This is a genomic window from Enterococcus sp. DIV0806c (assembly GCF_051710905.1).
Taxonomy (GTDB): Bacteria; Bacillota; Bacilli; order Lactobacillales; family Enterococcaceae; genus Enterococcus_B; species Enterococcus_B mundtii.
This window is the reverse complement of sequence record NZ_JBIOLO010000001.1, coordinates 1,945,100-1,970,094: the sequence shown is the minus strand read 5'-3', so window position 1 is coordinate 1,970,094 and position 24,995 is coordinate 1,945,100. Positions and strand designations below refer to the sequence as shown.

19 protein-coding genes are annotated in these 24,995 nt (G+C 38.4%); 16 read left to right on the top strand and 3 right to left on the bottom strand.

Translation table 11 applies throughout. The features are described 5' to 3' along the window. The first annotated feature begins 129 nt into the window (after window positions 1-129). The 7 genes from IGK77_RS09220 to rbfA all read left to right on the top strand — a co-directional run bounded on the left by IGK77_RS09220 (window position 130) and on the right by rbfA (window position 9,920). Entirely contained in the window at window positions 130-4,482 is a 4,353-nt protein-coding gene (locus tag IGK77_RS09220; RefSeq protein WP_065096790.1) for a PolC-type DNA polymerase III, read from the top strand. Window positions 4,483-4,687: 205 nt separating this feature from the next. Continuing rightward, complete coding sequence (gene rimP / locus IGK77_RS09215; protein WP_010735193.1) at window positions 4,688-5,161, top strand: ribosome maturation factor RimP; 474 nt, start codon at window positions 4,688-4,690, stop codon at window positions 5,159-5,161. 21 nt (window positions 5,162-5,182) lie between these two features. Then, window positions 5,183-6,370, top strand: coding sequence for a transcription termination factor NusA (gene nusA, locus IGK77_RS09210; RefSeq protein ID WP_019723218.1), 1,188 nt, complete (start codon window positions 5,183-5,185; stop codon window positions 6,368-6,370). A 23-nt stretch (window positions 6,371-6,393) separates the two neighbouring features. After that, entirely contained in the window at window positions 6,394-6,687 is a 294-nt protein-coding gene (gene rnpM / locus IGK77_RS09205; RefSeq protein WP_010735195.1) for an RNase P modulator RnpM, read from the top strand. Next, entirely contained in the window at window positions 6,684-6,995 is a 312-nt protein-coding gene (locus IGK77_RS09200) for a YlxQ-related RNA-binding protein (RefSeq protein WP_010735196.1), read from the top strand. Before rnpM ends, IGK77_RS09200 begins: the two co-directional genes overlap by 4 nt. A gap of 12 nt (window positions 6,996-7,007) precedes the next feature. Then, complete coding sequence (infB, locus tag IGK77_RS09195) at window positions 7,008-9,548, top strand: translation initiation factor IF-2 (protein ID WP_074801815.1); 2,541 nt, start codon at window positions 7,008-7,010, stop codon at window positions 9,546-9,548. A gap of 24 nt (window positions 9,549-9,572) precedes the next feature. Beyond that, window positions 9,573-9,920, top strand: a complete 348-nt coding sequence (gene rbfA / locus IGK77_RS09190) for a 30S ribosome-binding factor RbfA (RefSeq protein ID WP_010735198.1) — start codon at window positions 9,573-9,575, stop codon at window positions 9,918-9,920. 87 nt (window positions 9,921-10,007) lie between these two features. Here the strand turns inward: rbfA and IGK77_RS09185 are convergent, their stop codons facing one another. Continuing rightward, entirely contained in the window at window positions 10,008-11,444 is a 1,437-nt protein-coding gene (locus IGK77_RS09185; protein ID WP_086334391.1) for an IS1182 family transposase, read from the bottom strand. 549 nt (window positions 11,445-11,993) lie between these two features. Between IGK77_RS09185 and truB the strand changes: the two genes are divergently transcribed. The 4 genes from truB (at window position 11,994) to IGK77_RS09165 (ending at window position 15,708) form a co-directional block, all read left to right on the top strand. Continuing rightward, complete coding sequence (truB, locus tag IGK77_RS09180; protein WP_074801499.1) at window positions 11,994-12,917, top strand: tRNA pseudouridine(55) synthase TruB; 924 nt, start codon at window positions 11,994-11,996, stop codon at window positions 12,915-12,917. A 7-nt stretch (window positions 12,918-12,924) separates the two neighbouring features. Then, window positions 12,925-13,869, top strand: a complete 945-nt coding sequence (gene ribF / locus IGK77_RS09175; protein WP_065097010.1) for a riboflavin biosynthesis protein RibF — start codon at window positions 12,925-12,927, stop codon at window positions 13,867-13,869. Window positions 13,870-14,060: 191 nt separating this feature from the next. Beyond that, window positions 14,061-14,846, top strand: coding sequence for a glucose-1-dehydrogenase (locus IGK77_RS09170; RefSeq protein ID WP_074801500.1), 786 nt, complete (start codon window positions 14,061-14,063; stop codon window positions 14,844-14,846). A gap of 10 nt (window positions 14,847-14,856) precedes the next feature. Then, entirely contained in the window at window positions 14,857-15,708 is an 852-nt protein-coding gene (locus IGK77_RS09165; RefSeq protein WP_074801501.1) for a GRP family sugar transporter, read from the top strand. Window positions 15,709-15,758: 50 nt separating this feature from the next. Here IGK77_RS09165 and IGK77_RS09160 read toward each other — a convergent pair whose 3' ends face one another. Next, complete coding sequence (locus IGK77_RS09160; protein WP_071866234.1) at window positions 15,759-16,217, bottom strand: helix-turn-helix domain-containing protein; 459 nt, start codon at window positions 16,215-16,217, stop codon at window positions 15,759-15,761. Between the two features lie 1,115 nt (window positions 16,218-17,332). Here IGK77_RS09160 and IGK77_RS09155 point away from each other — a divergent pair. The 5 genes from IGK77_RS09155 to IGK77_RS09135 all read left to right on the top strand — a co-directional run bounded on the left by IGK77_RS09155 (window position 17,333) and on the right by IGK77_RS09135 (window position 23,922). Further along, window positions 17,333-17,590 (top strand): PqqD family peptide modification chaperone, encoded by a 258-nt coding sequence (locus IGK77_RS09155; RefSeq protein WP_438713156.1) that lies wholly within the window; start codon window positions 17,333-17,335, stop codon window positions 17,588-17,590. Window positions 17,591-18,187: 597 nt separating this feature from the next. Further along, entirely contained in the window at window positions 18,188-19,078 is an 891-nt protein-coding gene (locus tag IGK77_RS09150) for a 6-phosphofructokinase (RefSeq protein WP_074801503.1), read from the top strand. A 527-nt stretch (window positions 19,079-19,605) separates the two neighbouring features. Continuing rightward, window positions 19,606-20,895, top strand: a complete 1,290-nt coding sequence (gene rsxC / locus IGK77_RS09145; RefSeq protein WP_074801506.1) for an electron transport complex subunit RsxC — start codon at window positions 19,606-19,608, stop codon at window positions 20,893-20,895. Beyond that, window positions 20,892-21,905 (top strand): RnfABCDGE type electron transport complex subunit D, encoded by a 1,014-nt coding sequence (locus IGK77_RS09140; RefSeq protein WP_074801508.1) that lies wholly within the window; start codon window positions 20,892-20,894, stop codon window positions 21,903-21,905. The genes rsxC and IGK77_RS09140 overlap by 4 nt, the downstream gene beginning before the upstream one ends. Before the next feature lie 280 nt (window positions 21,906-22,185). After that, window positions 22,186-23,922, top strand: coding sequence for a glycosyl hydrolase family 28-related protein (locus IGK77_RS09135; RefSeq protein ID WP_074801512.1), 1,737 nt, complete (start codon window positions 22,186-22,188; stop codon window positions 23,920-23,922). Between the two features lie 932 nt (window positions 23,923-24,854). On the opposite strand, the gene IGK77_RS09130 is transcribed toward IGK77_RS09135, so the two are convergent. Continuing rightward, window positions 24,855-24,980 carry a hypothetical protein gene (locus IGK77_RS09130; protein WP_256209304.1) on the bottom strand — a complete coding sequence of 42 codons (126 nt, stop codon included), beginning with the start codon at window positions 24,978-24,980 and terminating at the stop codon, window positions 24,855-24,857. Window positions 24,981-24,995: the final 15 nt, after the last annotated feature.

Here is a 24,995-nt window from a genome sequence, read left to right as displayed (position 1 = left end):
ACTCAGTGCTGACCGCTTCTTTCACAACCTTAATGAAAATTTCCCTAAAAAGGGTTATACTAGATAGTATTGAAAAGTAAGGGTCGGAAATGGAATGATTTCTGGTCTTGACAGAAAGGGCGTATATTTTTGTCAGAAAAACGAGAGTTATTTGAGAAATTATTGGAGCAGATCCAATTAGAAGAAACAGAAAAAGCGCATCCGCTTATTTCTGCTGGTGAAATGGAACAGGTGGTGGTCCATCGTAAATCTCGTTTGTGGGAGTTTACGTTACGTTTTCCAGCTATTTTGCCTGTGATGCTTTATCGCTCGTTGGTGCAACATGTCATACTTGCATTCAAAGAAATTGCTGAGGTGAAAATCACAGTTCAAGCAGCGGATCAAACATTTGATGAACAACTCTTACAGGATTATTGGTCGCAAGCACTGGAGAGTCAGCAATGCGATACGCCTTTAGTACAAAAGGTATTAAAGACGCAAGTGCCAACGATCAAAGATCATAAGGTGATTTTGCCTGTTGATGGTGAGGGAGCGATCGGCTATCTTAAACAACAATATCTGCCATTAGTAGAACAGTTATTTGTTAGTTACGGCTTTCCTAAGTTTCGGATCGAACCAGAAGTTGATGAGCAACAAGCAGAAAGAGTCCTAAAGCTTTTTGAAGAAAGACGACAAGAACAGGCTGAGGCGTTTATGAAACAAGCGGCTGAAAGCTTGATTGTTCATGAACAAAAGAAAAAAGAGCGCAAAGAGCAATTACCAGCGCTTGACGGGCCGATCCAACTAGGTAGAAATATCCCGAATGATGAGCCTATCACACCGATGATCAATATCTTGGAAGAGGAACGCCGGGTAACGATCGAAGGTTACGTGTTCGACAAAGAAGTACGCGAGCTTCGTTCAAAACGTAAGATTTTGACATTGAAGATCACAGATTACACTTCTTCATTTATCGTCAAAAAGTTTTCAAATAATGAAAAAGATGAACAAATCTTTGAAGCAATCAGTACGGGTAGTTGGTTGAAAGTTCGTGGGAGTGTCCAAGAAGACACCTTTGTTCGTGACCTAGTGATGAATGCCCAAGACATTTTAGAAGTCAAACATGCACCACGTAAAGATTATTCTCCTGAAGGGGAAAAGCGTGTCGAATTACATCTTCATAGTAATATGAGTACCATGGATGCGACGAACAATATTGCAGATCTTGTGGCACAAGCAGGTAAGTGGGGACATAAAGCAATTGCAATCACTGACCATGGCGGTGCACAAGCATTTCCAGAGGCACATAGTGCAGGGAAAAAAGCTGGTGTGAAGATCTTGTATGGTGTCGAAGCGAATGTGGTCGATGATGGAGTGCCGATTGCGTATAATGACGCCCATGATTCATTGAGTGAATCCACTTATGTCGTGTTTGACGTGGAGACAACAGGTTTGTCTGCTGTTTATGATACGATCATCGAGTTAGCTGCTGTTAAGATGTACAAAGGAAATGTCATCGAAAGTTTTGATGAATTTATCGATCCTGGACATCCCTTATCACGAACAACCATTGATTTAACAGGGATCACGGATGAAATGGTTCGCGGTTCAAAATCTGAGGAAGAAGTTTTACGCTTATTCTTGGAATTCTCAAAAGATGCGATCCTAGTTGCCCATAATGCGGCATTCGATATGGGATTTTTGAATACAAGTTATGCCAAATACAATATCCCTGAAGCAGCCAATCCAGTCATCGATACCTTAGAATTAGCTCGTTATTTATATCCACAATTCAAACGGTTTGGTTTAGGTGTCCTATCCAAAAAATTCGGTGTTAGCTTGGAACAGCATCACCGCGCGATTTATGATGCGGAAGCAACCGGACATCTGGCTTGGATATTTATCAAAGAAGCGATGGAAAACCACGAAATGTATTATCACGATCAGTTGAATGCCCATGTAGGTGAGGGTGATTCTTACAAACGGGCGCGACCTTTCCATGTCACATTACTGGCTAAAAACCAAGCTGGATTAAAAGACCTGTTCAAATTGATTTCGATGTCCAACGTCGATTATTTTGAACGCGTGCCACGAATCCCCCGATCACAGCTGAAAAAATTTCGACAAGATCTGTTAGTTGGTTCTGCCTGTGACAAGGGTGAGATTTTTGAAGCCATGATGCAAAAAGGGGTAGAAGAAGCACGTAACCGGGCGAAATTTTATGACTATATCGAAGTCATGCCTAAAGCTGTCTATGCACCACTCCTGGAGCAAGAGCTTGTCAAAAATGAACATGATTTAGAAGAAATCATTCGTAACTTAGTAGAAATCGGCAAATCATTAGATAAAATCGTTGTAGCGACAGGAAATGTCCACTATCTGAATGAAGAAGATGCGATCTATCGTAAAATCTTGGTCAATTCGATGGGAGGAGCCAATCCATTGAATCGTCACAGTCTGCCTGAAGTACATTTCAGAACAACGGATGAGATGCTGACTGCTTTCACCTTCTTAGGGACAGATTTAGCAAAAGAAATCGTAGTTGAAAATACCAATAAGATTGCAGATATCTGTGAAGAAGTCGTGCCAGTTAAAGATGAATTATATACGCCTAAAATCCCTGGTTCGGAAGATGAAATCACAGATCTAAGTTATACGAAGGCAAAACAAATGTATGGTGATCCATTACCGGATATCGTAGAAAAGCGTCTGAAAAAAGAACTGGATTCGATCAATGGTAATGGCTTCTCAGTGATTTATTTGATTTCACAAAAGTTAGTGCATAAAAGTAATGAAGATGGCTATTTAGTTGGTTCTCGTGGCTCGGTTGGTTCTAGTTTCGTCGCAACCATGACCGGGATCACAGAGGTCAATCCATTGGCACCCCATTACTATTGCCCAGATTGTCAGTATTCGGAATTTTATGAAGATGGAACTTACGGTTCAGGATTTGATATGCCTGAGAAAAAATGTCCAAAATGCGGCACTCGTTTAAATAAAGATGGGCATGATATTCCGTTTGAAACATTCTTAGGTTTCCATGGCGATAAAGTACCCGATATCGATTTGAACTTCTCAGGGGATTATCAAGCAGAAGCCCATCATTATACGAAAGTATTGTTTGGTGAAGAATATGTCTATCGTGCGGGAACGATCGGTACTGTTGCGGATAAGACGGCGTATGGATTCGTTAAAGGGTTTGAACGTGATCACAATTTGCATTACCGAAGTGCCGAAGTGGACCGCTTAGCCAAAGGTGCTACTGGGGTCAAACGAACGACTGGACAGCATCCAGGGGGGATCATTGTTATCCCCGATTATATGGATGTATATGACTTCACGCCGATCCAATATCCGGCAGACGATCAGAATTCAGAATGGAAAACGACCCACTTTGATTTCCACTCGATCCATGACAATGTCTTGAAACTTGATATCCTGGGACACGATGATCCAACGGTGATCCGGATGTTGCAAGATTTATCTGGGATTGATCCACAAACGATCCCAACCGATGATCCGGAAGTGATGCGGATCTTTTCTGGACCCGAAGTCTTGGGTGTCACACAAGAACAGATTTATTCTAAAACAGGAACATTAGGGATACCGGAATTTGGGACACGTTTCGTTCGTGGGATGCTAGAGGAAACACACCCAACGACTTTTGCGGAATTATTGCAGATCTCTGGTCTTTCTCATGGTACGGATGTTTGGTTAGGGAACGCAGAGGAATTGATCAAACGTGGGGATGCGACGCTGGCTGAAGTAATCGGCTGTCGTGACGATATCATGGTTTATTTGATCCATGCTGGCTTAGATAGTGGCATGGCGTTCAAAATCATGGAGACGGTGCGTAAAGGATTATGGAATAAGATCCCTGACGAATTACGTGAAACGTATTTGACCGCAATGAAAGAAAATAACGTACCTGACTGGTACATCGATTCTTGTTCGAAAATCAAATACATGTTCCCAAAAGCCCATGCGGCTGCTTATGTCTTGATGGCGTTACGGGTTGCTTATTTCAAAGTTTATTTTCCGATATTGTATTACTGTGCCTATTTTTCCGTTCGTGCAGATGACTTTAATCTTGTCGCTATGTGCAAAGGAAAAGAAGCAGTGAAAGAGGCGATGAAGGAAATCACGGATAAAGGCTTAGATGCTTCTGTAAAAGAAAAGAATCAGTTGACAGTTTTAGAGTTAGCCAATGAGATGCTAGAACGTGGCTTGAAATTCGGAATGATCGATTTATACAAATCCGATGCAGTAAACTTTGTGATCGAAGGAGACACGCTGATTGCGCCATTCCGCGCGGTACCAAGTTTAGGGGCCAACGTAGCGAAACAAATCGTCGAAGCGAGAAAAGATGGTCCTTTCTTATCCAAAGAAGACTTGGCAACTCGTGGGAAAGTCTCGAAGACATTGATCGAGTATATGACAGAAAATGGTGTCTTGAAAGATTTACCTGATGAAAATCAATTATCGTTATTTGATATGTTATAAAAGTCAACGTGAGAAATGAAAATGAATCAAAATGAAAGCAAAGATTAGTAAAGCTGGTTGCCAGTTGGTTCTAATGATATGGCTTGTCATTTAGAGTGATTTATGTTATAGTTATTTAAGGTAATGATACTAACTGTGAGTGAGCGGAATTTTCGCTCACTCTTTTTAATGGAATTACGGATCTAATTTTAAGGAGGCGAAATCTTTGAGTAGCGTCGTTGAAACAGTCACAGAAATGGTGACACCGATCTTAGATGAACAAAAGTTTGAGCTAGTAGAAGTAGAATTTGTCAAAGAAGGAAAAAGCTGGTTTTTACGGGTGTTTATAGATAAAGAAGGCGGAATCGACATTGAAGAATGCGCATTTGTCAGTGAAAAATTAAGTGAGAAACTTGATACGACAGAGCCAGACCCGATACCACAAGCATATTTCCTAGAGGTATCATCTCCAGGCGCAGAACGCCCTTTGAAAAAAGAGGCAGATTATGAAAAAGCACGAGGAGAGTATATCCATGTGTCTTTATATCAACCAGTTGACGGAGAAAAACAATACGAAGGTTTTCTCCAATCATTTGATGCTGAACAGCTTACATTGAAGATACGCATAAAGACACGGGAAAAAGAAATTGTTTTTGACCGTAAGAATATTGCCAAAGCTCGCTTAGCAATCCAATTTTAATCACGGAGAGGAAACAGAAGAATGAGTAAAGAAATGTTGAACGCGTTAGATGCTTTAGAGGCTGAAAAAGGAATCTCAAAAGAAATCGTGATCGACGCTTTAGAAGCTGCGTTAGTTTCTGCATACAAACGCCATTATGGGCAAGCACAAAACGTAGAAGTAGAATTTGAACAAAAAAAAGGCAAGATCCATGTCTATGCAGTGAAAGAAGTCACCGAAGAAGTGATGGACTCACAATTAGAAGTATCTTTGAAAGACGCCTTGTTGATCAATCCTGCTTACGAGATCGGTGACAAGATCCGTTTTGAAGTCACACCAAAAGATTTTGGCCGTATCGCTGCCCAAACAGCGAAGCAAGTCATCTTGCAACGTGTACGTGAAGCAGAACGCACAATCATCTATAACGAATTCAGTGCGTATGAAAAAGACATTATGCAAGGGATCGTTGAACGTCAAGACAAACGTTATATCTATGTCAATTTAGGTAAAATCGAAGCAGTCCTATCAAAACAAGACCAAATGCCAAATGAATTTTATCAACCACATGATCGTATCAAAGTATATGTATCACGTGTTGAGAATACATCAAAAGGCCCTCAAGTCTTTGTTAGCCGTAGTCATCCTGATCTTTTGCGTCGCTTGTTCGAACAAGAAGTACCAGAAGTTTATGATGGACTTGTTGAAATCGTCAGCGTTGCTAGAGAAGCAGGCGATCGTTCAAAAGTGGCTGTTCGCTCAACTGATCCGAATATCGATGCTGTCGGCACATGTGTCGGTCCTAAAGGCCAACGTGTCCAAGCAATCGTGAATGAATTGAAGGGCGAAAACATGGATATCGTCGAGTGGGATGAAGATCCTGCGGTGTTCATTGCGAACGCATTGAATCCTTCACAAGTCGTGGATGTCATTTTTGACGAACAAAATCCAAAAGCTTGTACGGTCGTTGTGCCGGATTATCAATTGTCATTGGCAATCGGTAAACGCGGACAAAATGCGCGTCTAGCAGCCAAATTGACGAACCACAAAATCGACATCAAATCAGAGTCAGACATGACTGAATTCTATGAGAAAAAAGCTCAGGCAGAAGCAGCGATCTCTGAAGAATTACACGATGAAGCAATCATCCAATCAGATTTGACAGATGATGAATATCAAACAATCGCATTTGAAGACGAAACAACCGAAGTAACTGAACAAGAAGAAATTTAACTGCTAGTGAAGGAGGCAAAGAGATGAAACAAAGGAAGATCCCTTTACGCAAATCTGTGGTTTCAGGTGAAATGAAACCAAAAAAAGAGATGATTCGTGTCACACGTTCAAAAGAAGGTGTGGTATCGATCGATCCTACTGGAAAAATGCCTGGACGAGGAGCGTATGTCTCACTTGAGCCGGAGGAAGTACAACAAGCTTGGGATAAACATCTCTTGGATCGTGTACTTGAAGCTAAGCTAACAGATGAATTTTATCAAGAACTATTAGATTACGTCACTCACCAAAAAGCCCGAAAAGAGCTATTTGGCGAATGAATGGAATGAATCGGCAAAAAGCCATGAATCTTATTGGTCTAGCGATGCGTGCAGGGAAAATGATCACAGGTGAAGAATTGACGATCGGAGACATCCGTCGCCAAAAAGCCAAGATCGTTTTCGTCGCAAGTGATGCCAGTGAGAATACCAGAAAAAAAATCAAAGATAAGAGTTCGTACTACGAAGTTCCTTGCTTTGAGCTGTTTTCTGAGGAAGAAATCACGCAGATGATCGGTAAACCTCGGAAAGTGATAGGAATCACGGACACCGGCTTTGCAAAAAAGGTCAAGGAGCTAATTGAAGGTTAGGAAGGTGATTGCATGGGCAATAAACGAATTTATGAACTAGCGAAAGAATGGAACAAGTCTAGTAAAGAGGTCGTTGATAAAGCGCAGAAACTTGGAATCGATGTGAAAAATCACATGGGTGCGGTCAGCACACAAGATGAAAAGAAACTGCAACAAGCGTTCAACCAACCACAGCAGAAAAAGCAACCAGTACAAAAAGCAAACCAAAAACCAGCCGGACAACAGCCAAGTAACCAAAAGAAAACAAACGAACCATCGAACCAACAAAAAAATAAAAGTAACCGCAACTATCAAGATCGCGGTCAAGGGAGCGGTCAAGTGAATCAAGGAAAAAACCAATCAACAAATCAGAATAAGAGTAATCAGACAGGTGGAAACAATCAAAACCGTCAAGGAACTACTCAAAACAATAATCAAAATCGCCAAGGTAATAACCAAGGAAGCAACCAAAACCGTCAGGGAACTACCCAAGGTAACAACCAAGGAAGCAACCAAAACCGTCAGGGAACTACCCAAGGTAACAACCAAGGAAGCAACCAAAACCGTCAGGGAACTACCCAAGGAAACAGCCAAGGAAGCAACCAAAACCGTCAGGGAACTGCCCAAGGAAACACTCAGGGCAGTAACCAAAACCGTCAAGGAACGAACCAAGGCGGCGGCCAAAATAGAAACAATAATAACAATCGCGGTAAATTCAACAATAACAACCGCAATCGTTTCAACAAAAAAGGGAAAAAAGGCAAACAACAAACGTCAAACAAGCCAGCAGTCCCACCACGTAAATTCCGTGAGTTACCTGAAGTATTAGAGTATACAGAAGGTATGAATGTTGCAGATATCGCGAAAAAAATCCACCGCGAACCAGCAGAGATCATTAAAAAATTATTTATGCTAGGCGTGATGGTCAATCAAAACCAAGCATTAGATAAAGATACGATCGAATTGTTAGCAACAGACTACGGTATGGAGCCACAAGAAAAAATCCAAGTAGATATTGCGGATATTGACAAATTCTTTGAAGCGGATGAAGTGAACCCAGAAAAATTAGTCTCACGTCCACCAGTTGTTACGATCATGGGACACGTTGACCATGGGAAAACAACTTTACTCGATACCTTACGTCATTCTCGCGTAACAAGCGGAGAAGCCGGTGGTATCACACAGCATATCGGTGCGTATCAAATCGATATTGATGGCAAACCAATCACATTCTTGGATACACCAGGACATGCGGCCTTTACAAGTATGCGTGCGCGTGGTGCAAGTATCACTGATATCACGATTTTAGTTGTTGCCGCCGATGATGGCGTAATGCCACAGACTGTAGAAGCGATCAACCATGCGAAAGCAGCTGGTGTACCAATCATCGTTGCAGTCAACAAAATCGATAAACCAGGTGCAAACCCACAACATGTGATGCAAGAATTAAGTGAATATGAATTGATTCCTGAAGCATGGGGTGGCGAAACGATTTTTGTAGAAATCTCAGCAAAATTCGGCCAAAACATCGAAGAACTATTAGAAATGATTCTTTTAGTCGCTGAAGTGGAAGACTTGAAAGCTGATCCAACACAACGTGCGATCGGTACAGTGATTGAAGCACGATTAGACAAAGGAAAAGGTCCTGTGACAACATTACTTGTTCAACAAGGTTCATTGAATGTTGGAGACCCAATCGTTGTCGGAAACACATACGGTCGTGTCCGTGTAATGGTCAACGACTTAGGACGCCGTGAAAAAACAGCTGGACCAGCAACACCAGTTGAAATCACAGGATTGAATGATGTACCTCAAGCAGGCGATCGTTTTGTTGTCTTTGAAGACGAGAAGACAGCTCGTGCGGCGGGTGAAGAACGTGGCAAACGTGCGATGTTAGAACAACGTGCAGCAACTAGTCGTGTGACATTAGACAACTTGTTTGAAAGCTTAAAAGAAGGCGAATTAAAAGAAGTCAATGTCATCATCAAGGCTGACGTACAAGGTTCAGCAGAAGCACTAGCTGCTTCATTGAAGAAGATCGACGTTGAAGGCGTACGTGTCAAGATCGTCCATTCAGCTGTTGGAGCAATCAATGAAAGTGATGTGACGCTTGCTGCGGCAAGTAATGCGATCATCATTGGTTTCAATGTTCGTCCGACACCACAAGCGAAAATCCAAGCAGATACAGAAGAAGTGGATATCCGTCTTCACCGTATCATCTACAAAGCCATCGAAGAAATTGAAACTGCGATGAAAGGGATGTTAGATCCTGAGTTTGAAGAGAAAATCACGGGTCAAATGACTGTCCGTGAAACCTTCAAAGTATCAAAAGTTGGAACGATCGCTGGTGCCTTTGTCACTGATGGTTACATTCGTCGTGATAGCGGTGTGCGTGTCATTCGTGATGGCATCGTCATTTTCGAAGGACAATTAGCAAGCTTGAAACGCTTCAAAGACGATGTTAAAGAAGTGAAAATGGGCTTTGAATGTGGAGCAATGGTAGAGAAATTCAATGATCTTAAAGTAGACGATGTTATCGAAGGCTTTATCATGGAAGAAATCAAAGTCGACTAATTTAAAAAAAGGAGGCCGCTCATTATGGCTAACTATCGTGACCGCAGAGTCGGTCAAGAAATTTTAAAAGAAGTGAATGATATCTTACGCAAAAAGGTACGTGATCCACGAGTGGAAAACGTAACGATCACAGATGTGCATGTCACGGGTGATCTGCAACAAGCAACGATTTATTATAGCCTCTTATCTGACTTAGCCTCAGATAAGAAAAAAGCGCAAGAAGGGTTGAATAAAGCAAGTGGACTGATTCGTCGTGAATTAGGACATAACATGAGCATTTATAAAACACCTGAATTGACGTTTGAGCTAGATGAATCAGTTGTATATGGTAATCATATCGATGAATTATTGCGTAATTTAAATAAAGACTAATGTTCTAGCGAGTTGACTCGTTCGTATCAATGGTCGAACAGGGAGGATACAATAACTGTATCCTCCCTGTCAGATTGTAGACAAACCTTATGTAAAAATGAGGTTTGTCTTTTTTATATGTATGTTTTCAATAATTAAAGAGAAATAGCTTTGTTTTTCTAAAGAAAAACACTCCTTTCTTGCTCTGCCTTTTTTGATTTTTACTAATTTTTTCATATTTAGGCAGGCAAAAGTAAGCCCAATTTTCATGTGCATTTTTTCAATTCCTATTTGATTCGTATAACGTAATCCGTGAAATTCTTTTGCTGTACCAAAAATTCGTTCAATTGTTTCTTTTCTTTTTCTGTATAGGTCTTTAAAATTTCTTTGGTGACGTATTTCCTCACATCGTTCGATTGCTTTCGCCCAAATATGTCTGGTGATTACTTTTGTATGATTTTTTGAATTTGTACAAGTAGATAGAACAGGACAATTTTTACATTCTTCTGGATTACTTTTGTATTCTAAATATCCTTTTCGATTCGTTGTCGAATAAGTGAGGATCTTATCATTAGGACAGATATAACAATCATAATATTCATCGTAGGCATAGTCGTTCTTCTTGAAATAACCCGCTTTCGTCATGGGTCGCTTATAAGGGAAAACAGGCGTCAGCTTCTCTTCGAGAAGTAATTGAGCGATTGCTGGCGTTTTATACCCAGCATCCATAATCAATTTATCTAGAGTAAAAGCTCCTTTGAGCTTTTTAAATAAAGTAATAAACGTACGACTATCATGTAAGTTTCCTGGGTGGGTCGTATAGCCTAGTATCCAGCCGTTTTTATCACATGCTACTTGTGCGCTATAAGCAAAAACTTCTTTATGCTCACCTTTATGAAACCAACCACTTTCGGGATCAGTCGTACTTGTTTTTTTCATAGCTATTTTAGTTTCTGCGTTTGTTTCTTTTAAGGGCTTTTTTAGGCGTTTTTCTCGATCTTTTTCAATTTCTTTTGTCAATTTTTCCGTATAAAAAAAGGCTTGATCCATCACTTCGACGGATTCTTTCTTGTTTCGATTCGCATGTGCTTTAATATGCGTCCCATCAATAAAAACTTCAGAGGTATCAACGATTCCTTCCATCATACATTGTGCTAAAATCTCATAAAAGATTTGTTCAAATGTAGTGGTTCCTTTGAACCGTCTCGTATAGTTTTTACCAAATGTAGAAAAATGAGGAACTGCATCTTCTAAACCTAACCCCAAAAACCATCGATAAGCGTTGTTCACTTCAATTTCTTTGATGGTTTGTCTCATGCTTTTAATACCAAAAAAATATTGAATCATCGGTAATTTAATTAGAAGAACGGGATCTAAGCTTGGCCGTCCTTGGGTTTCATCATATTTATCTTTTACCAAATCGTAAATAAAAGAAAAATCAATAAACTGATCCATTTGTCGTAATAAATGGTCTTGGGGAACTAAGTCTTCAAGAGCAAAAAAGCCCATCTGTGCACGCTTACTCATATCTTGTTTTGAGAGCATCGGGTTACACCTCCAATTCATAGTTTTATTTTAACGTATAAAAAAAGACAAAGCACTATAAATAAGTACTTTGTCTACAATCTGACAGGGAGGATACAATAACTGTATCCTCCCTGTTTTTTTGTATATTTACATTCGACACTAGAGAGCCAAACGAAATACAACGAAAGAATCCAAAAATAGAAGAAGCCATTTTCGAATTTTTTCGTTGTATTCGTAGCAGATGATCATCGCTGAATTGTCCGCTTTTGGGGAAAACATGTTTCATCATAAAAGCAAAATATAAGAATTGACTGATCAAAGAATCATCCGATCATCTACCAGATAACCATCCGTATAACCAATCAAAAGGTGCAAAGAAAAGATTTTCCATAGGTGCTCCCTCCTTTACAAAAAGAATACCATCTTTCTATTTACAACAGTGTGAACTTTTGTTACGTTTATGTTTCTAAAACAAAATAATCGTACATTTAAGGATCAATCCCGTCAGTTATTGATCCGATGTGTTATAATAATTCAGTTAATACTTAAAAGAATGGAGAACAAAAGATGGAAGGCTTATTACCTTTATGGAAAGAACGCGGCATGACTAGCCACGATTGTGTATTCAAATTACGAAAAATTTTACATACAAAGAAAATCGGACATGGTGGGACATTAGATCCTGATGTAGATGGTGTTCTTCCAATTTGTATTGGTAAAGCCACTAAAGTCATTGAATATCTGACGGATTCGGGGAAGACCTACAAAGGAGAAATCACCCTTGGCTACAGTACGACGACTGAAGACAAATCAGGAGAAATCGTCGAACAACGGGCTGTAACCGAAGCGTTGACAGAGGACCAAATAGATGAAGCAATGGCTGCTTTTGTCGGTGAGATCACACAGATTCCTCCGATGTACTCGGCTGTGAAAGTCAATGGTCGACGTTTATATGAATATGCTCGAAATAATGAAACAGTGGAACGACCTGTTCGCAAGGCGCAGATCTATCGTTTTGAACGAACGAGTGAAATCCACTGGTCAAAAGAAGCAGGCACCGTTTCGTGGCGGTTTGAAGTCGAATGTGGGAAAGGTACCTATGTCCGGACATTGGCTGTAGATACAGGGAGTAAGTTGGGCTATCCTGCACATATGTCAGATTTGACGAGAACAGCGAGTGCCGGCATGAATGAATCCCAAGCAATGACTTTAGCTGAAGTAGCATCATATATGGAGAATGGTACGATCGAAGAGTATTTATTACCCATTGAAACGGGTGTAACAAAGTTCAAACAGGTCGATATCGACGATACAGTTTGGCAGAAAGTCAAGAATGGTATGCGTTTAGATTACCAAGTATTTGGTTTATCAGAGATGCCATCAGAAGAAATTGCTCTTTTTTATCAAGGAAAAGTAGTGAGTATCTACCAACCAAATCCAAAAGAAAAAAATAAGTTAAAACCAAGTAAAGTTTTAAGAAATGAGGTTTAATGTAAAAATGGAAATCATCAAAATCAGACACCCTTATCAAGTTTCTCAAATTCCGAAAGAAGACGTCGTATTGATCTTAGGTTTCTTTGACGGAGTTCATTTAGGACATCAGAAAGTGATTGAAACAGGGCGAGAAATTGCTCAAAGAGAGGGTCTGAAATTGGCATTGATGACATTTAATCAACATCCGTCAATCGTCTTTAAAAAAATCAATCCAAGTAACGTCAAATACTTGACTACGTTAGAACAAAAAGAAGAAAAAATGGCAGAACTTGGTATCGATTATCTTTACGAAATTGAATTTACTTCTGCATTTGCCCACTTAGCCCCTCAAGATTTCGTTGATCAATATATTGTAGGACTAAATGCTAAGTATGCTGTTTCTGGCTTTGACTATACGTATGGTCCAAAAGAAATTGCGGATGTCCCTCATCTCCCTGGTTATGCAAAAGGTCGTTTTGAAGTAGTCACTGTACCAAAAGAGCAACAAGAAGGGGAAAAAATCAGTTCTTCACGGATTCGTCAAGACTTGGATGCTGGGGATGTCGCGAGTGTGGCCCATTTGCTAGGATATATTTATGAAATCGACGGTGTGGTCATCCACGGGGACGCACGTGGTCGCTTATTAGGATTCCCGACAGCCAATGTCAAAGTTAAAAGCACCGTTCATTTACCAAAAGTGGGGGTCTATGTTTGTGAAATCAAAATCGGTGAGACGTGGTACCCAGCGATGGGATCAATCGGGCATAATGATACATTTGGCGATGGACGTGAATTGACAGTCGAACTGTATATTCTAGATTTTGATCAAGATATCTATGGTGAACATGTCTACATTCGTTGGCACGAGTTTATCCGAGATCAAGTGAAGTTTGATGGAGCAGAAGCTTTGATCGAGCAATTAAAAGCAGACGAACAAGTAACTGCTGATTTTTTTGAACATGTTGAATAAGCAAATGTAGTATTCGAGAATAAGGAAGAAGCCCAATCAGGATAACTGAAGGGCTTTCTTTTTTTGGAAAGAATTTTTTAGTGCGTATGATTTGCTTTCACCTACACTGCGTAGTGTACACTGTCTTTATAGCTAATAACGAATGTTTTAAAATATCTGTTATTAATGTGATAAAAGAAAGGGTGTCTTCTATGTATAAAGAATTAGAACAGAAAGTAGCTGTAGTGACTGGTGGGTCCAAAGGGATCGGTACAGCCATTTCTCAGCGTTTTGGAGAAGAGAAGATGAAAGTAGTCGTAAATTACCATTCGGATGCTGAGGGAGCCGAAGAAGCAGTTAAAGCGATTGAAGAAGCTGGGGGCCAAGCATTAGCTGTCAAAGCGGATGTGGGAACAGAAGAAGGCGTGCAGACTTTGATTGATCAAGCTATAGAAGCCTATGGTCAGTTGGATGTTTGGGTCAACAATGCTGGCACTGAGAACCAAAAACCTACACACGAATTAAGCTTGGAAGAATGGGAAACTGTGATGCAAGTCAACCTTACTGGCGTGTTCTTAGGAACAAAAGCCGCGATCAATTATTTCAAAAAACACAAAGTAAAAGGAAGTATTATCAATCTTTCCTCTGTCCATGAACAAATCCCATGGCCGACTTTCTCACATTATGCCGCTTCAAAAGGTGGGGTAAAACTATTCACTCAAAGTGTTGCGATGGAGTATGCGCCTGAAGGAATACGTATCAATAGTATCGGACCAGGAGCGATCAAAACACCGATCAATGCCGAAAAGTTTGATGATCCAGAACAAAAAGCGACAACAGAAAGTATGATCCCGATGGAACGGATCGGAAAACCAAGTGAAGTTGCCGCTGCAGCTGCTTGGTTGGCTTCAGATGAATCAAGCTACGTTACAGGTATTACGTTGTTTGTAGACGGTGGTATGACGCTTTATCCTTCATTTCAAGGTGGGAAAGGATAGGTATTGATTGATGGGAATCTTAATTGCATTAATACCAGCGATTGGCTGGGGGATTCAACCACTGGTTTTGAAAAAAATCGGTGGGCGTCCCACTAATGAAATATTAGGTACGGGTATTGGCGCATTACTCGTTGGTCTAGTTGTTCAATTGTTCATGTCACCCGGTGGTATTTCGATTACTACATTTTTGATCAGTCTTTTATCGGGGGCGTTTTGGGTCATTGGCCAAATCGGACAATACACCACGTTCAATTTGATCGGCGTATCAAAAACAATGCCTATTTCCACTGCGATGCAGCTTGTTGGAACGTCACTAATCGGTGTTTTTGCTTTTGGCGAATGGGCAGGAACAACAGGAAAAGTGATTGGTGGAGTAGCGATCGTCTTGCTAGTGATTGGTTCTGCACTAACAGCAGTAACTGATGGGGGAAGTAAACAAGGTGGGATAACTAAAGGAATTTCGATTCTTGCTTCTACGAGTATTGGTTATTGGGTGTACAGTGCATTACCTAAATTAGTCAATGCAGACGGTGTAGCTATCTTCTTTCCACAAATGTTAGGTGTTTTCTTAGCAGCAGCTATTTACGTCGTCTTGAAGCAACCAAAAGCGTACGGAGATGGAAAAAGTTGGAAAGCAACGATCGTCGGAGTCATTTTTAGTTTAGCAGCATTTGCTTATATATTTTCAGCTAATGCCAATGGAGTAGCTACTGCCTATATCATCACGCAACTGAACGTAGTGATCTCAACATTAGGTGGTATGGTTATTTTGCACGAAAAGAAGAACAAAAAAGAATTAAGATACACTTTGATCGGGTTAGCCTTGATTGTCGGGGGTAGTATGATCACTGTGCTGATTTAAAAAAATAAAGCAATGTAAGACATCAACTAACAAAAATGTCTTACACTGCTTTATTTTGGTGCGGTCAATGAGATATCCGTTCGTTTTAAAACAGCTTCATTGAACCAAGTACCAAAACTTTGAACATAGTTAAAATTCCCGCTAATAATAAATTCCGCGTAGGTGTCATCTAAGACATTATAAAAAAAGTAACGATCTTCTTTATTTGAATAAACATCTTGATGATACTTGATCATACAATCTCTAAATTGGTGCAATGACTCCAACGTTTCGTACTGAAGGTAGAATTTTAGGACTACTGCACTATTTATTGGTTGGTCAGTTCCTACGAAACTTGGTTTATTTTTAAGGGAGAACTGTAGAAACTCTGACAGATTTTCTTCTGAAAATTTCCATTTTCCTCCAACCTTTATCCCCTGTAGTTTTCCCTCGCGTAAATAATTTCGTACAGAACGAGTGGTTACTCCTAGAATCTCTGCAAGTTCATTGACTGAATAATAATTCTTCATCAGTTTTCCTTCCTCCGTTTTCTTGAATGATAGAAACAAATAACTAGTACCATTTACGAGTTAGATAAATGATTCTTGCTATTATGATTTGCCTATCAAATATATAAATATAGCGTGAAATAATAAATAAATAGAGAAAAAATAAGGATATCTTTCAAATTATTATACTCAATATAAAGCATTAAAACCATAATTTTTGAAGATTATTGTTATGTTTTTAATGTTTTTAAACTTTTGCAAAAAAATCGATAAGGTAAATATCAAGTCTGGAAACAATCCGCCTAAACCTTTTTCTAAAACATTTCCTAAAATTTGTGAGTGTTTCAATAATAGGGTAGCTAGTTACTCCTTAATTCAGTGTCTAAAATCCTGCAATCCATGAAAATAGTATGAATAAGCTGTTTAATAAAAAAGCTTATTCCTAACTTTTCCTAACAAAAATATTGACTTTTACATTAATCGCGTTATACTAATGTTAGGAAAAAAAGTGAAATTTTTTCCTAAATGCTAGAGAGGAGGACGGTGATAGTTAGCTCAAAGGATCTGAGAAGAGTTTCTAAGCATATTAGATGACCGTATACTAAAGTGAAGTCATGTAATCGTTCTAGTAGCTTAACAAATGGACCAAAGCTTACACCGTTCTTTTTTATGGTAGAAACGAAGTTAGTACACTAAAAAACTCCCCTTTTTTGTATAGACTAACTTTAGTTTCCTAAAAATCCCCTTATTGTGAGGCAAATGATTTCGTTTATGATTTGCCTCACAATAATCAATTGTAAGTTAACGATGAATAAGATCAGATAAGACGGATAGCCCTTATTTATATAGGAAATATTATGTGTATACATAACGTTTTGAGATGATAACTACTACTTATTCGCATTTGATTACTTTACGATGTAAAGTAAAAGCAAGAATCAATCACCCGCCAAGAATAAAGGGACTCTTATCTTTGGAATAAGGAATGAGAACAAGTAATAGGGTTAATGCTTTTGAAAAGTTAGTCCATGTGAAGTAATATTCAGAACACCATCAATTTCGAAGAATGACTGTTAAAAGAAGACGATCAATAGTAGAACTATTGGTTATGGAGTTAAAGGAAGGGAAGAAAAGAAATGAAGTTAAACAAAACAATCGCTTATGAAAAATTAGGAAAAACAATCTATTTGTCATCAGATGAGGGCATCTTTCTATTGGAGAATGAAGTAGCGACATATATCTTCGATCTTCTGACAAAGGAACAGACCCTCAAAGAAATCAAAATAAATGTAAAAGAAAAGTTTAGTCAAGCGAATGAACTGACAAAAGAAGGAACAGATTTATTTATTGAAAATTTTTTAACTGATCTGTCGAAGCGATCGATCGTTTGTTAAATGAAAAGCACATTATCTCACTCTATGTTGGATCATTCAACATCAAACAGCTCTAATTGTTTGCTACCAATAAAATATACCTGTTACAGCTGAAGGTACAATAAGTTTAAAGCTGTTTTATTTTGAGTTATCGAACGATATAAATAGACTACAAGTCAAACTTGTGGTCTATTTTTTTGATTGAAAATAGATTTAAAGCTAGATTCAATGATCACCAAGAGAAGATATGTCTTTGTCTTCCTCGATTTCTAGCTGTTGCCGTGAGACAAAAATATCAGAATTTGTTCTGTCGCAATTGATACTATTTTAGTATTCCTATACTTTTCTCTACCAATAAAAAAACCTCTATGCTATATTGGAATAAATATGGTATATTTTACTTAAATAGAAAATAGCGGAAGGAAACTATGTCTATCATATGAAAATCGCAAAATTAAGTGACTTTTCCAAAAAATTTTACGATTAAATGATACCGATTACATCGGGCTGCTATTTATTTGATCGGCATGAGAAATTACTACTGTCTGAGGAAGATAGCTGTTGGAACTGACTTAGTATGGAAATTCAATGAAAGAATACAGTGAGGGGAAAACGAATATGGCGAAAAAAGTTGGTATTTTATCAATAGAAGGCTATGTAAAAGGGGGAGAGCGGTTGGTGGAACAGCTTGTGCTTTCCATACCTGAACAAGAAATCGAATTATTTGCAATCAATTTTTCTGAAGAACAATATATCCAAACAAAGCTGGATCAAAATGTAAATCATTGGCATTTATTTGATTGCTCCTATTTATGTTCAGAAACTAACCATGTTAACTATCAATTTATTCAATTGATAAAAGAAGAAAATTACGACTCCTTCGTATTATTAGGTGGGACTTCGAGTGTTGTATTTGCAAATGAGCTACGTAGCCATGGGCTTTCAGTAATCACTGTACCAGTATCTAACTATCTTGATTACCCAAGTGGTGACTATACAGTAGGTTCAGATACATTTATCAACGGCGTAACAAAAGTGATTGATCGGATCGTCGATACTGGACATTCTCATCAGAAAGTAACGTTCATCCAAATTGACGATACCATCACAGGTAAAGTCACAAGAGAACTATCTTTGACAAATGAAATCGATGTTTGTATTGCTAATCAACTTGATTTAACGAATAATAAAAAATATCTTTTGAAACATATGAATAGCCATCCTATGCATTTTTTATTGAACCGTTCAGTGAGTTCAATCGAATCTTTTGTTGAAACGCTTTGTCCGACTTTATCCGACTATAGAAGTATTGTTTTAGATAATTTAGCCATTGGACAGTCGATGATCACCGCATTTGATCGAATTGCGGTAATCAAATTAGCGAATGTCATAACTGATTTACTTAACGACAGGCAATGTTTAGACGCTGAATTATATTTTTCACATGGGAAAGTGTTGTTTGAACAGAGTCCCTATCATCAAAATGTGGAAAAGCAAGCTGTGGAGTAACGATTAGTAAGCATATTGTTACAGGATAGACAGCTACGTTCCACAAAAAAATTTTGGCAATCAGGACTTGGTAAAAGGTAGTCCTTCAAATTATTTCTCGCAAGCAAATCAATAAAAAATTCTAACTCAAAGCAACCCATGAGTTAGAATTTTTTTGTTATTGTCATTTAGTAAAAAAGATAAGATAAAAATTTTTATAAATTAATCTTTTATATTACTTTGCATCGTGTTATTATATTTGTGTTAAATGGTTATTTTATTTTCTTTAATATAAACGGAAATAGCAAACGATTTTACTGTAAAATCATTTTATTTAATGGATTATGGCGGATATATGCTATTTTGATCAAGTTTTACAAGGAATAAAACAACTGTTTCATATAAAAAAATCATTGTTATCGTAGGGGGAGAAATGAAAAAAATTAGTTATCGAAAAAAATATGAATGGATCGGATTAGGTTTGCAATTAGTATTAGTAGCAATCAGTTTGATTTATTACTTTTTTATCTATCGTTAGGGGAATGAAAATGAAATTAATAATAAAAAAAAGGTTGAATGGCGTCTATCTTGATAAAAACAAACATACAGCACAACAAGCCATCGAGAAACTAACGCCACCAAAGAAAATTATTTTACCAATGTCTATGCATCTTGGAAAACCTGCTAAAGTTGTTGTTGAGGTAGGAGATAAAGTGGCAATTGGGACACTCATCGGAGAAAAAGATGGACGAATATCTGCCAATGTACATAGTTCAGTGGCAGGAGTCGTAAAAAAAATCGAGGAGCGCATGGTCAATCATCAGTTGACTAAAGTGGTCATTATAGAAAATGACTTTTCTGATCGTATAGAATTATTACATACAAAAAATAAAGATTTACATAGCATCGTTGCGAATGCAGGAATCATAGGGATGGGAGGTGCTGGTTTTCCAACTGACATAAAGCTACTACCTCAAGAAGAACAAAAGATCCATACCTTGATCATTAACGCAGCAGAATGTGAACCATCCATTACTAGTGATAGAAGATTATTGATTGAAGATACCGAACAAATGATCGAGAGTATACAAATGATTCTGGATACTTATCAAATCCCAAAAGCAAGGATTGCGATCGAAAAATCATCTGTACAAGTGATTGAACATTTACATAAACATCTGATTGATCCAAGAATCCAGTTACATATTCTAGGGGACCTATATCCTCAAGGTGCGGAAAAATTAGTGATCAAGCATGTATTATCTCAAGAAATACCTAAAGGCAAGCTCCCTTTTGATGTCGGAGTGATCATCTTGAATGTAGCGACGATACATAGTATTTTTAGTGCTACGTTGAAGCAGGTCGCATCCTTCGAACGGGTAGTAACAGTTTCAGGTACACCGATCAAAGAAGGAAAAAATCTACGAGTACGAATTGGCACACCAGTAGAGGAATTGATTGATGCGTGTGGTGGATTTGTGTCGTCACCTCTTAAGGTATTGAATGGTGGTCCGATGATGGGGAAACTGATCCAATCATTAGATGAACCAATCACAAAAACGACTAATTTGATTTTAGCATTGTCTGCAGCAGAGGCAATGATCCCAAAGGAACAAAAATGTATCAAATGTAGCGAGTGTGTGAATGCGTGCCCAATCGGTCTACATCCGATCTTGATCAGTCAAGCGTACCGTCATCAGGATCTTCAGACAGCCGAACAGTTAGGCGCGTTGAATTGTTTAGAATGTGGTGCTTGTTCATTTATCTGTCCTTCAAAAATCGATTTATTAAAAGATATCAGAGCAGTAAAAAATCAGATCATGGAGGCAAAAGGATGAGTACGAAATATCTAGGAAACGGAACGATCAATGGTCCGCATATCCGTAATGATTGGACAAGCCAATGGAAAATGAAACAAGTGTTGATTGCTCTTATATTTCCAACGATTGGTGCTAGTTACTTTTTTGGTGGGCGGTCGTTAGTGATGATCATTACCAGTATCCTCACATGTGTCTTACTTGAAGGGGTTATCCAAAAAGCAAGTAAACAACCGATCACGGTCAATGATTTTACTGCTGTGATCACAGGTTGGTTGTTAGCTTTGACATTGCCTACTAGTGCACCCTTATGGACAGTGCTTGTCGGGGATTTTATTGCTATCGTCCTTGTAAAGCATCTAGGAGGCGGGTTAGGAAGGAACTGGATCAATCCCGCAGTAGCAGCACGAGTCCTTCTAAAGCTCTTTTTATCTCCTTGGATCACTAATTGGATCGCACCAGGACCAGATGTAATCACAACTGTGACGCCACTTGTGGCACTTGGTCATTTTTCTCGAGAAATCAGCGCGACCACACCTGAATGGTGGAAACTTTTCTTAGGGATTGATCTAGGCGGTCCAATGGGGGAAACAAGTAAACTGCTTTTATTGATTGCTGGGGGCTATTTGATCGTGCGAAAAATCATCCATCCATTCGTTCCTTTATTAACCCTAAGCTCTTTCTATCTAGCGATTTTGATTTATAGTGGGTTTAATTTCAGCTTTGCTACAGCTCATTTGCTTAGTGGAGCATTGATCATGGCAGCTGTTTTCATGGTAACAGACTATACGACTTCACCTGCAACCGATAAAGGGAAGTATTATTTCGCTATCGGCTGTGGTTTACTATGTGCCGTTTTAAGAATTGTCTTAGATTTACCAGGGGGGATCGGCGTAGCGATTGTTGTCATGAATCTAACAGTACCATTTATCGATCAGTGGACGATGCATCGAGTGTATGGTGAAAAAGAGTTTAAGATAACCCAGATAATTGATAAAGAAAATAGAAAAGGATTATCAAGTTTCAAGTGATAATTTATAACGAATAGGACTGTTACCCGACTAGAGAAATTTAGTCGGGTCTTTTTAGGTAAAACTGTTGCTCAACTATTTTTTTTGCGAAAGAACTCAATAATTTCACCTGTGAATGAAATTATTGAGTGCCAAACTATTTATTTATCTGCTAATCTACAAATGGATATCGTTCGTTATTTTATGGTGTCTTAAACAAAAGGTACCTAACACCAAAAATAAAAGAATACTTCCTGTTTAGAACGATAGCCAATCACAGCTAAAAAGAATGGAGAGACAAATGAACAAACGACAACTAAAAATGATGTTATGTTTTCTGGTTCTGTTTGTAATAAGCATACCAGCAAATATAAACGCAGAAGCAACGAATGAGTTAGAGGGCCAAAAAACTTTTCCGGCTCAGCACACCGAATGGTTAGATGCAACAGATGAGACGATTTTTGGGGAGCACGCGTTGCGACGTGAGAGTTTAGAAGATCAGTCAGATCAATTACAAACGATTATTGATCACACCAATTCTTTAACAAAACAGTTATATATTCCAGCTGATACGTATATCATCAATAAAAATGTGGTGTTAAGAAGCGGTCTCAAGATCAAAGGAGAAGAAGAGAATCCAACGATATTGAAAAATGAAACAGGACAAAACGTTTATTTGTCAGATGAAAATTACCAGACAAGCCACAATATTGAGATTCATTCATTGTTTTTCGATGGAGTAGGAATTTTTACACGTTTAGCAAATAACATTACTATCAATGATAATGTGTTTTATCATCCTGTCTCTTTGTATCCGATCAACCTACAGACATCCAATGGGGCAACTATGCAAAATAATATATTTATGAGAGACCATGAACATGCCACGCCAGATACAGAAAATCGGGCAATCTATATTGGTGGTTTTTCGACGGTTGGAAGATATGAGTATATGGAAAACGTACAGATTACAGATAATCTATTTGGATTACGGATCAATGAGTTAGAGGCAATCAAGAGCTTTAGCAATCCTGAGATTATCAAAACCATCAATCGTCTACAATCTGCGTTGGAGTCTGAGCAAATGTCTCTTGAACATAACGAACAAAACTATCTTTCTTGTGGTGTCAATTCATATAGTAATTCGAAGAATGTTTTGATAAAAGATAATTTCTTCCAGCAGATGTACGAGAACGAGGATCGATATGGTGTGGTAGGTGATCATGCCATCTATCTAAGAGGATCACAGAATGTACAGGTTATAGGCAATCACGTTCGTGGATTGCACAATGGACCTTATGGTGGATTTAAATTCAAATCAGGACGTAACATCACAATCATGAATAATTATCTACGTAATACCGGTATTATTATGTATGAAACACCAGAATTTGGATTAGGAGATAGTTTTGATCAAGGTCAAGTAGCGGAGTTATCGAATTGGCTAGTAGCAAATAACGTGTTTGATTTTAAAGAGTGGCAGGATAAATACGCGATTGGGATAGAGTATAATCGGCATACTGGAAAGGACAACGTATATAATGGAGTATTTATTGATAATCAATTTATCAATTATCACAATATTCCAGCCAACCGCCGGAGAGAGCTATTGATCATGAATCAAGCTTCTGAAGGTTTTAAAGGAGAGTCAACGTATGTTTCTGGCAATACACGTGATGATACATCTGATCGACAATTAAATGTTGAGTATTGGACCTCAGCTGAGTATGATAAAATGCCAAAGGATTGGAGAAGTTTGATCGATTCTACATTGTATGATCAATATAAAGAAACGCAAATACCAATACAAGATGCATTTCCTGTTGGCCGGAGGGTTGAGATTGTTTTAGGAGAACCTTATGATCCATTTGATTTTGTTGAGCAGACCCATATAGAAGAAAATGATCGTCCTGAAATCACTATTTTGAATCCTGAAGTTCTATCAAAAGTTGGTCAACATAAGCTAGAGCTAATGCTTTCATATCCAAATGGACGAACAGTGCGTGTGGTTGCAAATGTGACAGTCCTGTTTCAATAATTAAAAAGTTCAAGCGGTCCCTCAAACCAGTTGAAACTTCTTGACATATCATTTTCTAGCCAAAGTCGAAAGAGTTAGAAATATTTCCGCCCGATAAAGATTTACAAGTAGTCATTTTATCAGAAATACCAAGTTTTTATCGCTTAATTTTCGATTGAAAAGGCGGTGTTAATGAGCTTTGCTAAATAGGTGATTTCGACAAAAGAACAGATGCATGAAATTACTTATATCTCTTCTATTTTTTCGCACCAAAAAACAAGGTTGGTTGAACATTCCTTCTTTTTATAGACATAGTATAAAGACGGAGGATGTTCAACTGAGTTTTATTTTGCCTAAGTAGTTTATCAATCAGTTAAATAAAAGCATTGCTGATTTATCAGAAAATGCCACCGCTAAAGAGTTTAAAACGGTCATGAAATATGTAGCAGACGAAGCGAATCGTAAGCAGAGGGAATTATTAGGATTGGATTAATAACGTTAGAAAAAAGAAACCAACCTTTTAGTAGGTTGAAGTGAGATCCAATAGTGAGACCTAGTACCGACTGGAGAAATCTTGTCGGTATTTTTATGTTGCCATTCGTTTACGATATTGAACAGGACTGCAGCCGAGTTTCGTTTTGATGCGCAGATGATTCTAATACTCGATCCACTAACCAATGGATTGTGCTAAGATATAATTTTTTGATGATTGGCTTTCCATGAAAATTTTCCTTTCGGTTTCGGTGAAAGACTTTAAATGCCTTATTTGAGGGATGATTGATGCCAATGAAAAACCTGGAGCGTTGGAGGACAAGCCGTATTTCAGGGTAATGTCAAGATAAGATTTATCACTATTCAACTAATAGTATGTGACATCTTGTTTGAATTGAGAAGAGTAACTTTGTTTCGTTTTTTCTTGTGAAAAGCATCAAATTCGAGCGTCTCAACTGTTTTTATCCGTTTTTAACTGGATAGGAGTCTGGAATACTATACCGATCCGTCAATGGTTTATAAACACCTTCACTTCCTTGGTAAGCTTCAACTATCTGTTTTTTAAATGCGTAATCGTATCTAGTCACTAAAATACCCCCTAC

Coding starts and splice junctions, on each gene's coding strand:
- ribF (WP_065097010.1), top strand. CDS start 12,925: ATGGAAATCATCAAAATCAGACACCCTTATCAAGTTTCTCAAATTCCG.
- IGK77_RS09200 (WP_010735196.1), top strand. CDS start 6,684: ATGAATGGAATGAATCGGCAAAAAGCCATGAATCTTATTGGTCTAGCG.
- rbfA (WP_010735198.1), top strand. CDS start 9,573: ATGGCTAACTATCGTGACCGCAGAGTCGGTCAAGAAATTTTAAAAGAA.
- rnpM (WP_010735195.1), top strand. CDS start 6,394: ATGAAACAAAGGAAGATCCCTTTACGCAAATCTGTGGTTTCAGGTGAA.
- IGK77_RS09170 (WP_074801500.1), top strand. CDS start 14,061: ATGTATAAAGAATTAGAACAGAAAGTAGCTGTAGTGACTGGTGGGTCC.
- IGK77_RS09135 (WP_074801512.1), top strand. CDS start 22,186: ATGAACAAACGACAACTAAAAATGATGTTATGTTTTCTGGTTCTGTTT.
- truB (WP_074801499.1), top strand. CDS start 11,994: ATGGAAGGCTTATTACCTTTATGGAAAGAACGCGGCATGACTAGCCAC.
- IGK77_RS09150 (WP_074801503.1), top strand. CDS start 18,188: ATGGCGAAAAAAGTTGGTATTTTATCAATAGAAGGCTATGTAAAAGGG.
- IGK77_RS09155 (WP_438713156.1), top strand. CDS start 17,333: ATGAAGTTAAACAAAACAATCGCTTATGAAAAATTAGGAAAAACAATC.
- IGK77_RS09140 (WP_074801508.1), top strand. CDS start 20,892: ATGAGTACGAAATATCTAGGAAACGGAACGATCAATGGTCCGCATATC.
- nusA (WP_019723218.1), top strand. CDS start 5,183: ATGAGTAAAGAAATGTTGAACGCGTTAGATGCTTTAGAGGCTGAAAAA.
- IGK77_RS09185 (WP_086334391.1), bottom strand. CDS start 11,444: ATGCTCTCAAAACAAGATATGAGTAAGCGTGCACAGATGGGCTTTTTT.
- infB (WP_074801815.1), top strand. CDS start 7,008: ATGGGCAATAAACGAATTTATGAACTAGCGAAAGAATGGAACAAGTCT.
- IGK77_RS09165 (WP_074801501.1), top strand. CDS start 14,857: ATGGGAATCTTAATTGCATTAATACCAGCGATTGGCTGGGGGATTCAA.
- IGK77_RS09160 (WP_071866234.1), bottom strand. CDS start 16,217: ATGAAGAATTATTATTCAGTCAATGAACTTGCAGAGATTCTAGGAGTA.
- rsxC (WP_074801506.1), top strand. CDS start 19,606: ATGAAATTAATAATAAAAAAAAGGTTGAATGGCGTCTATCTTGATAAA.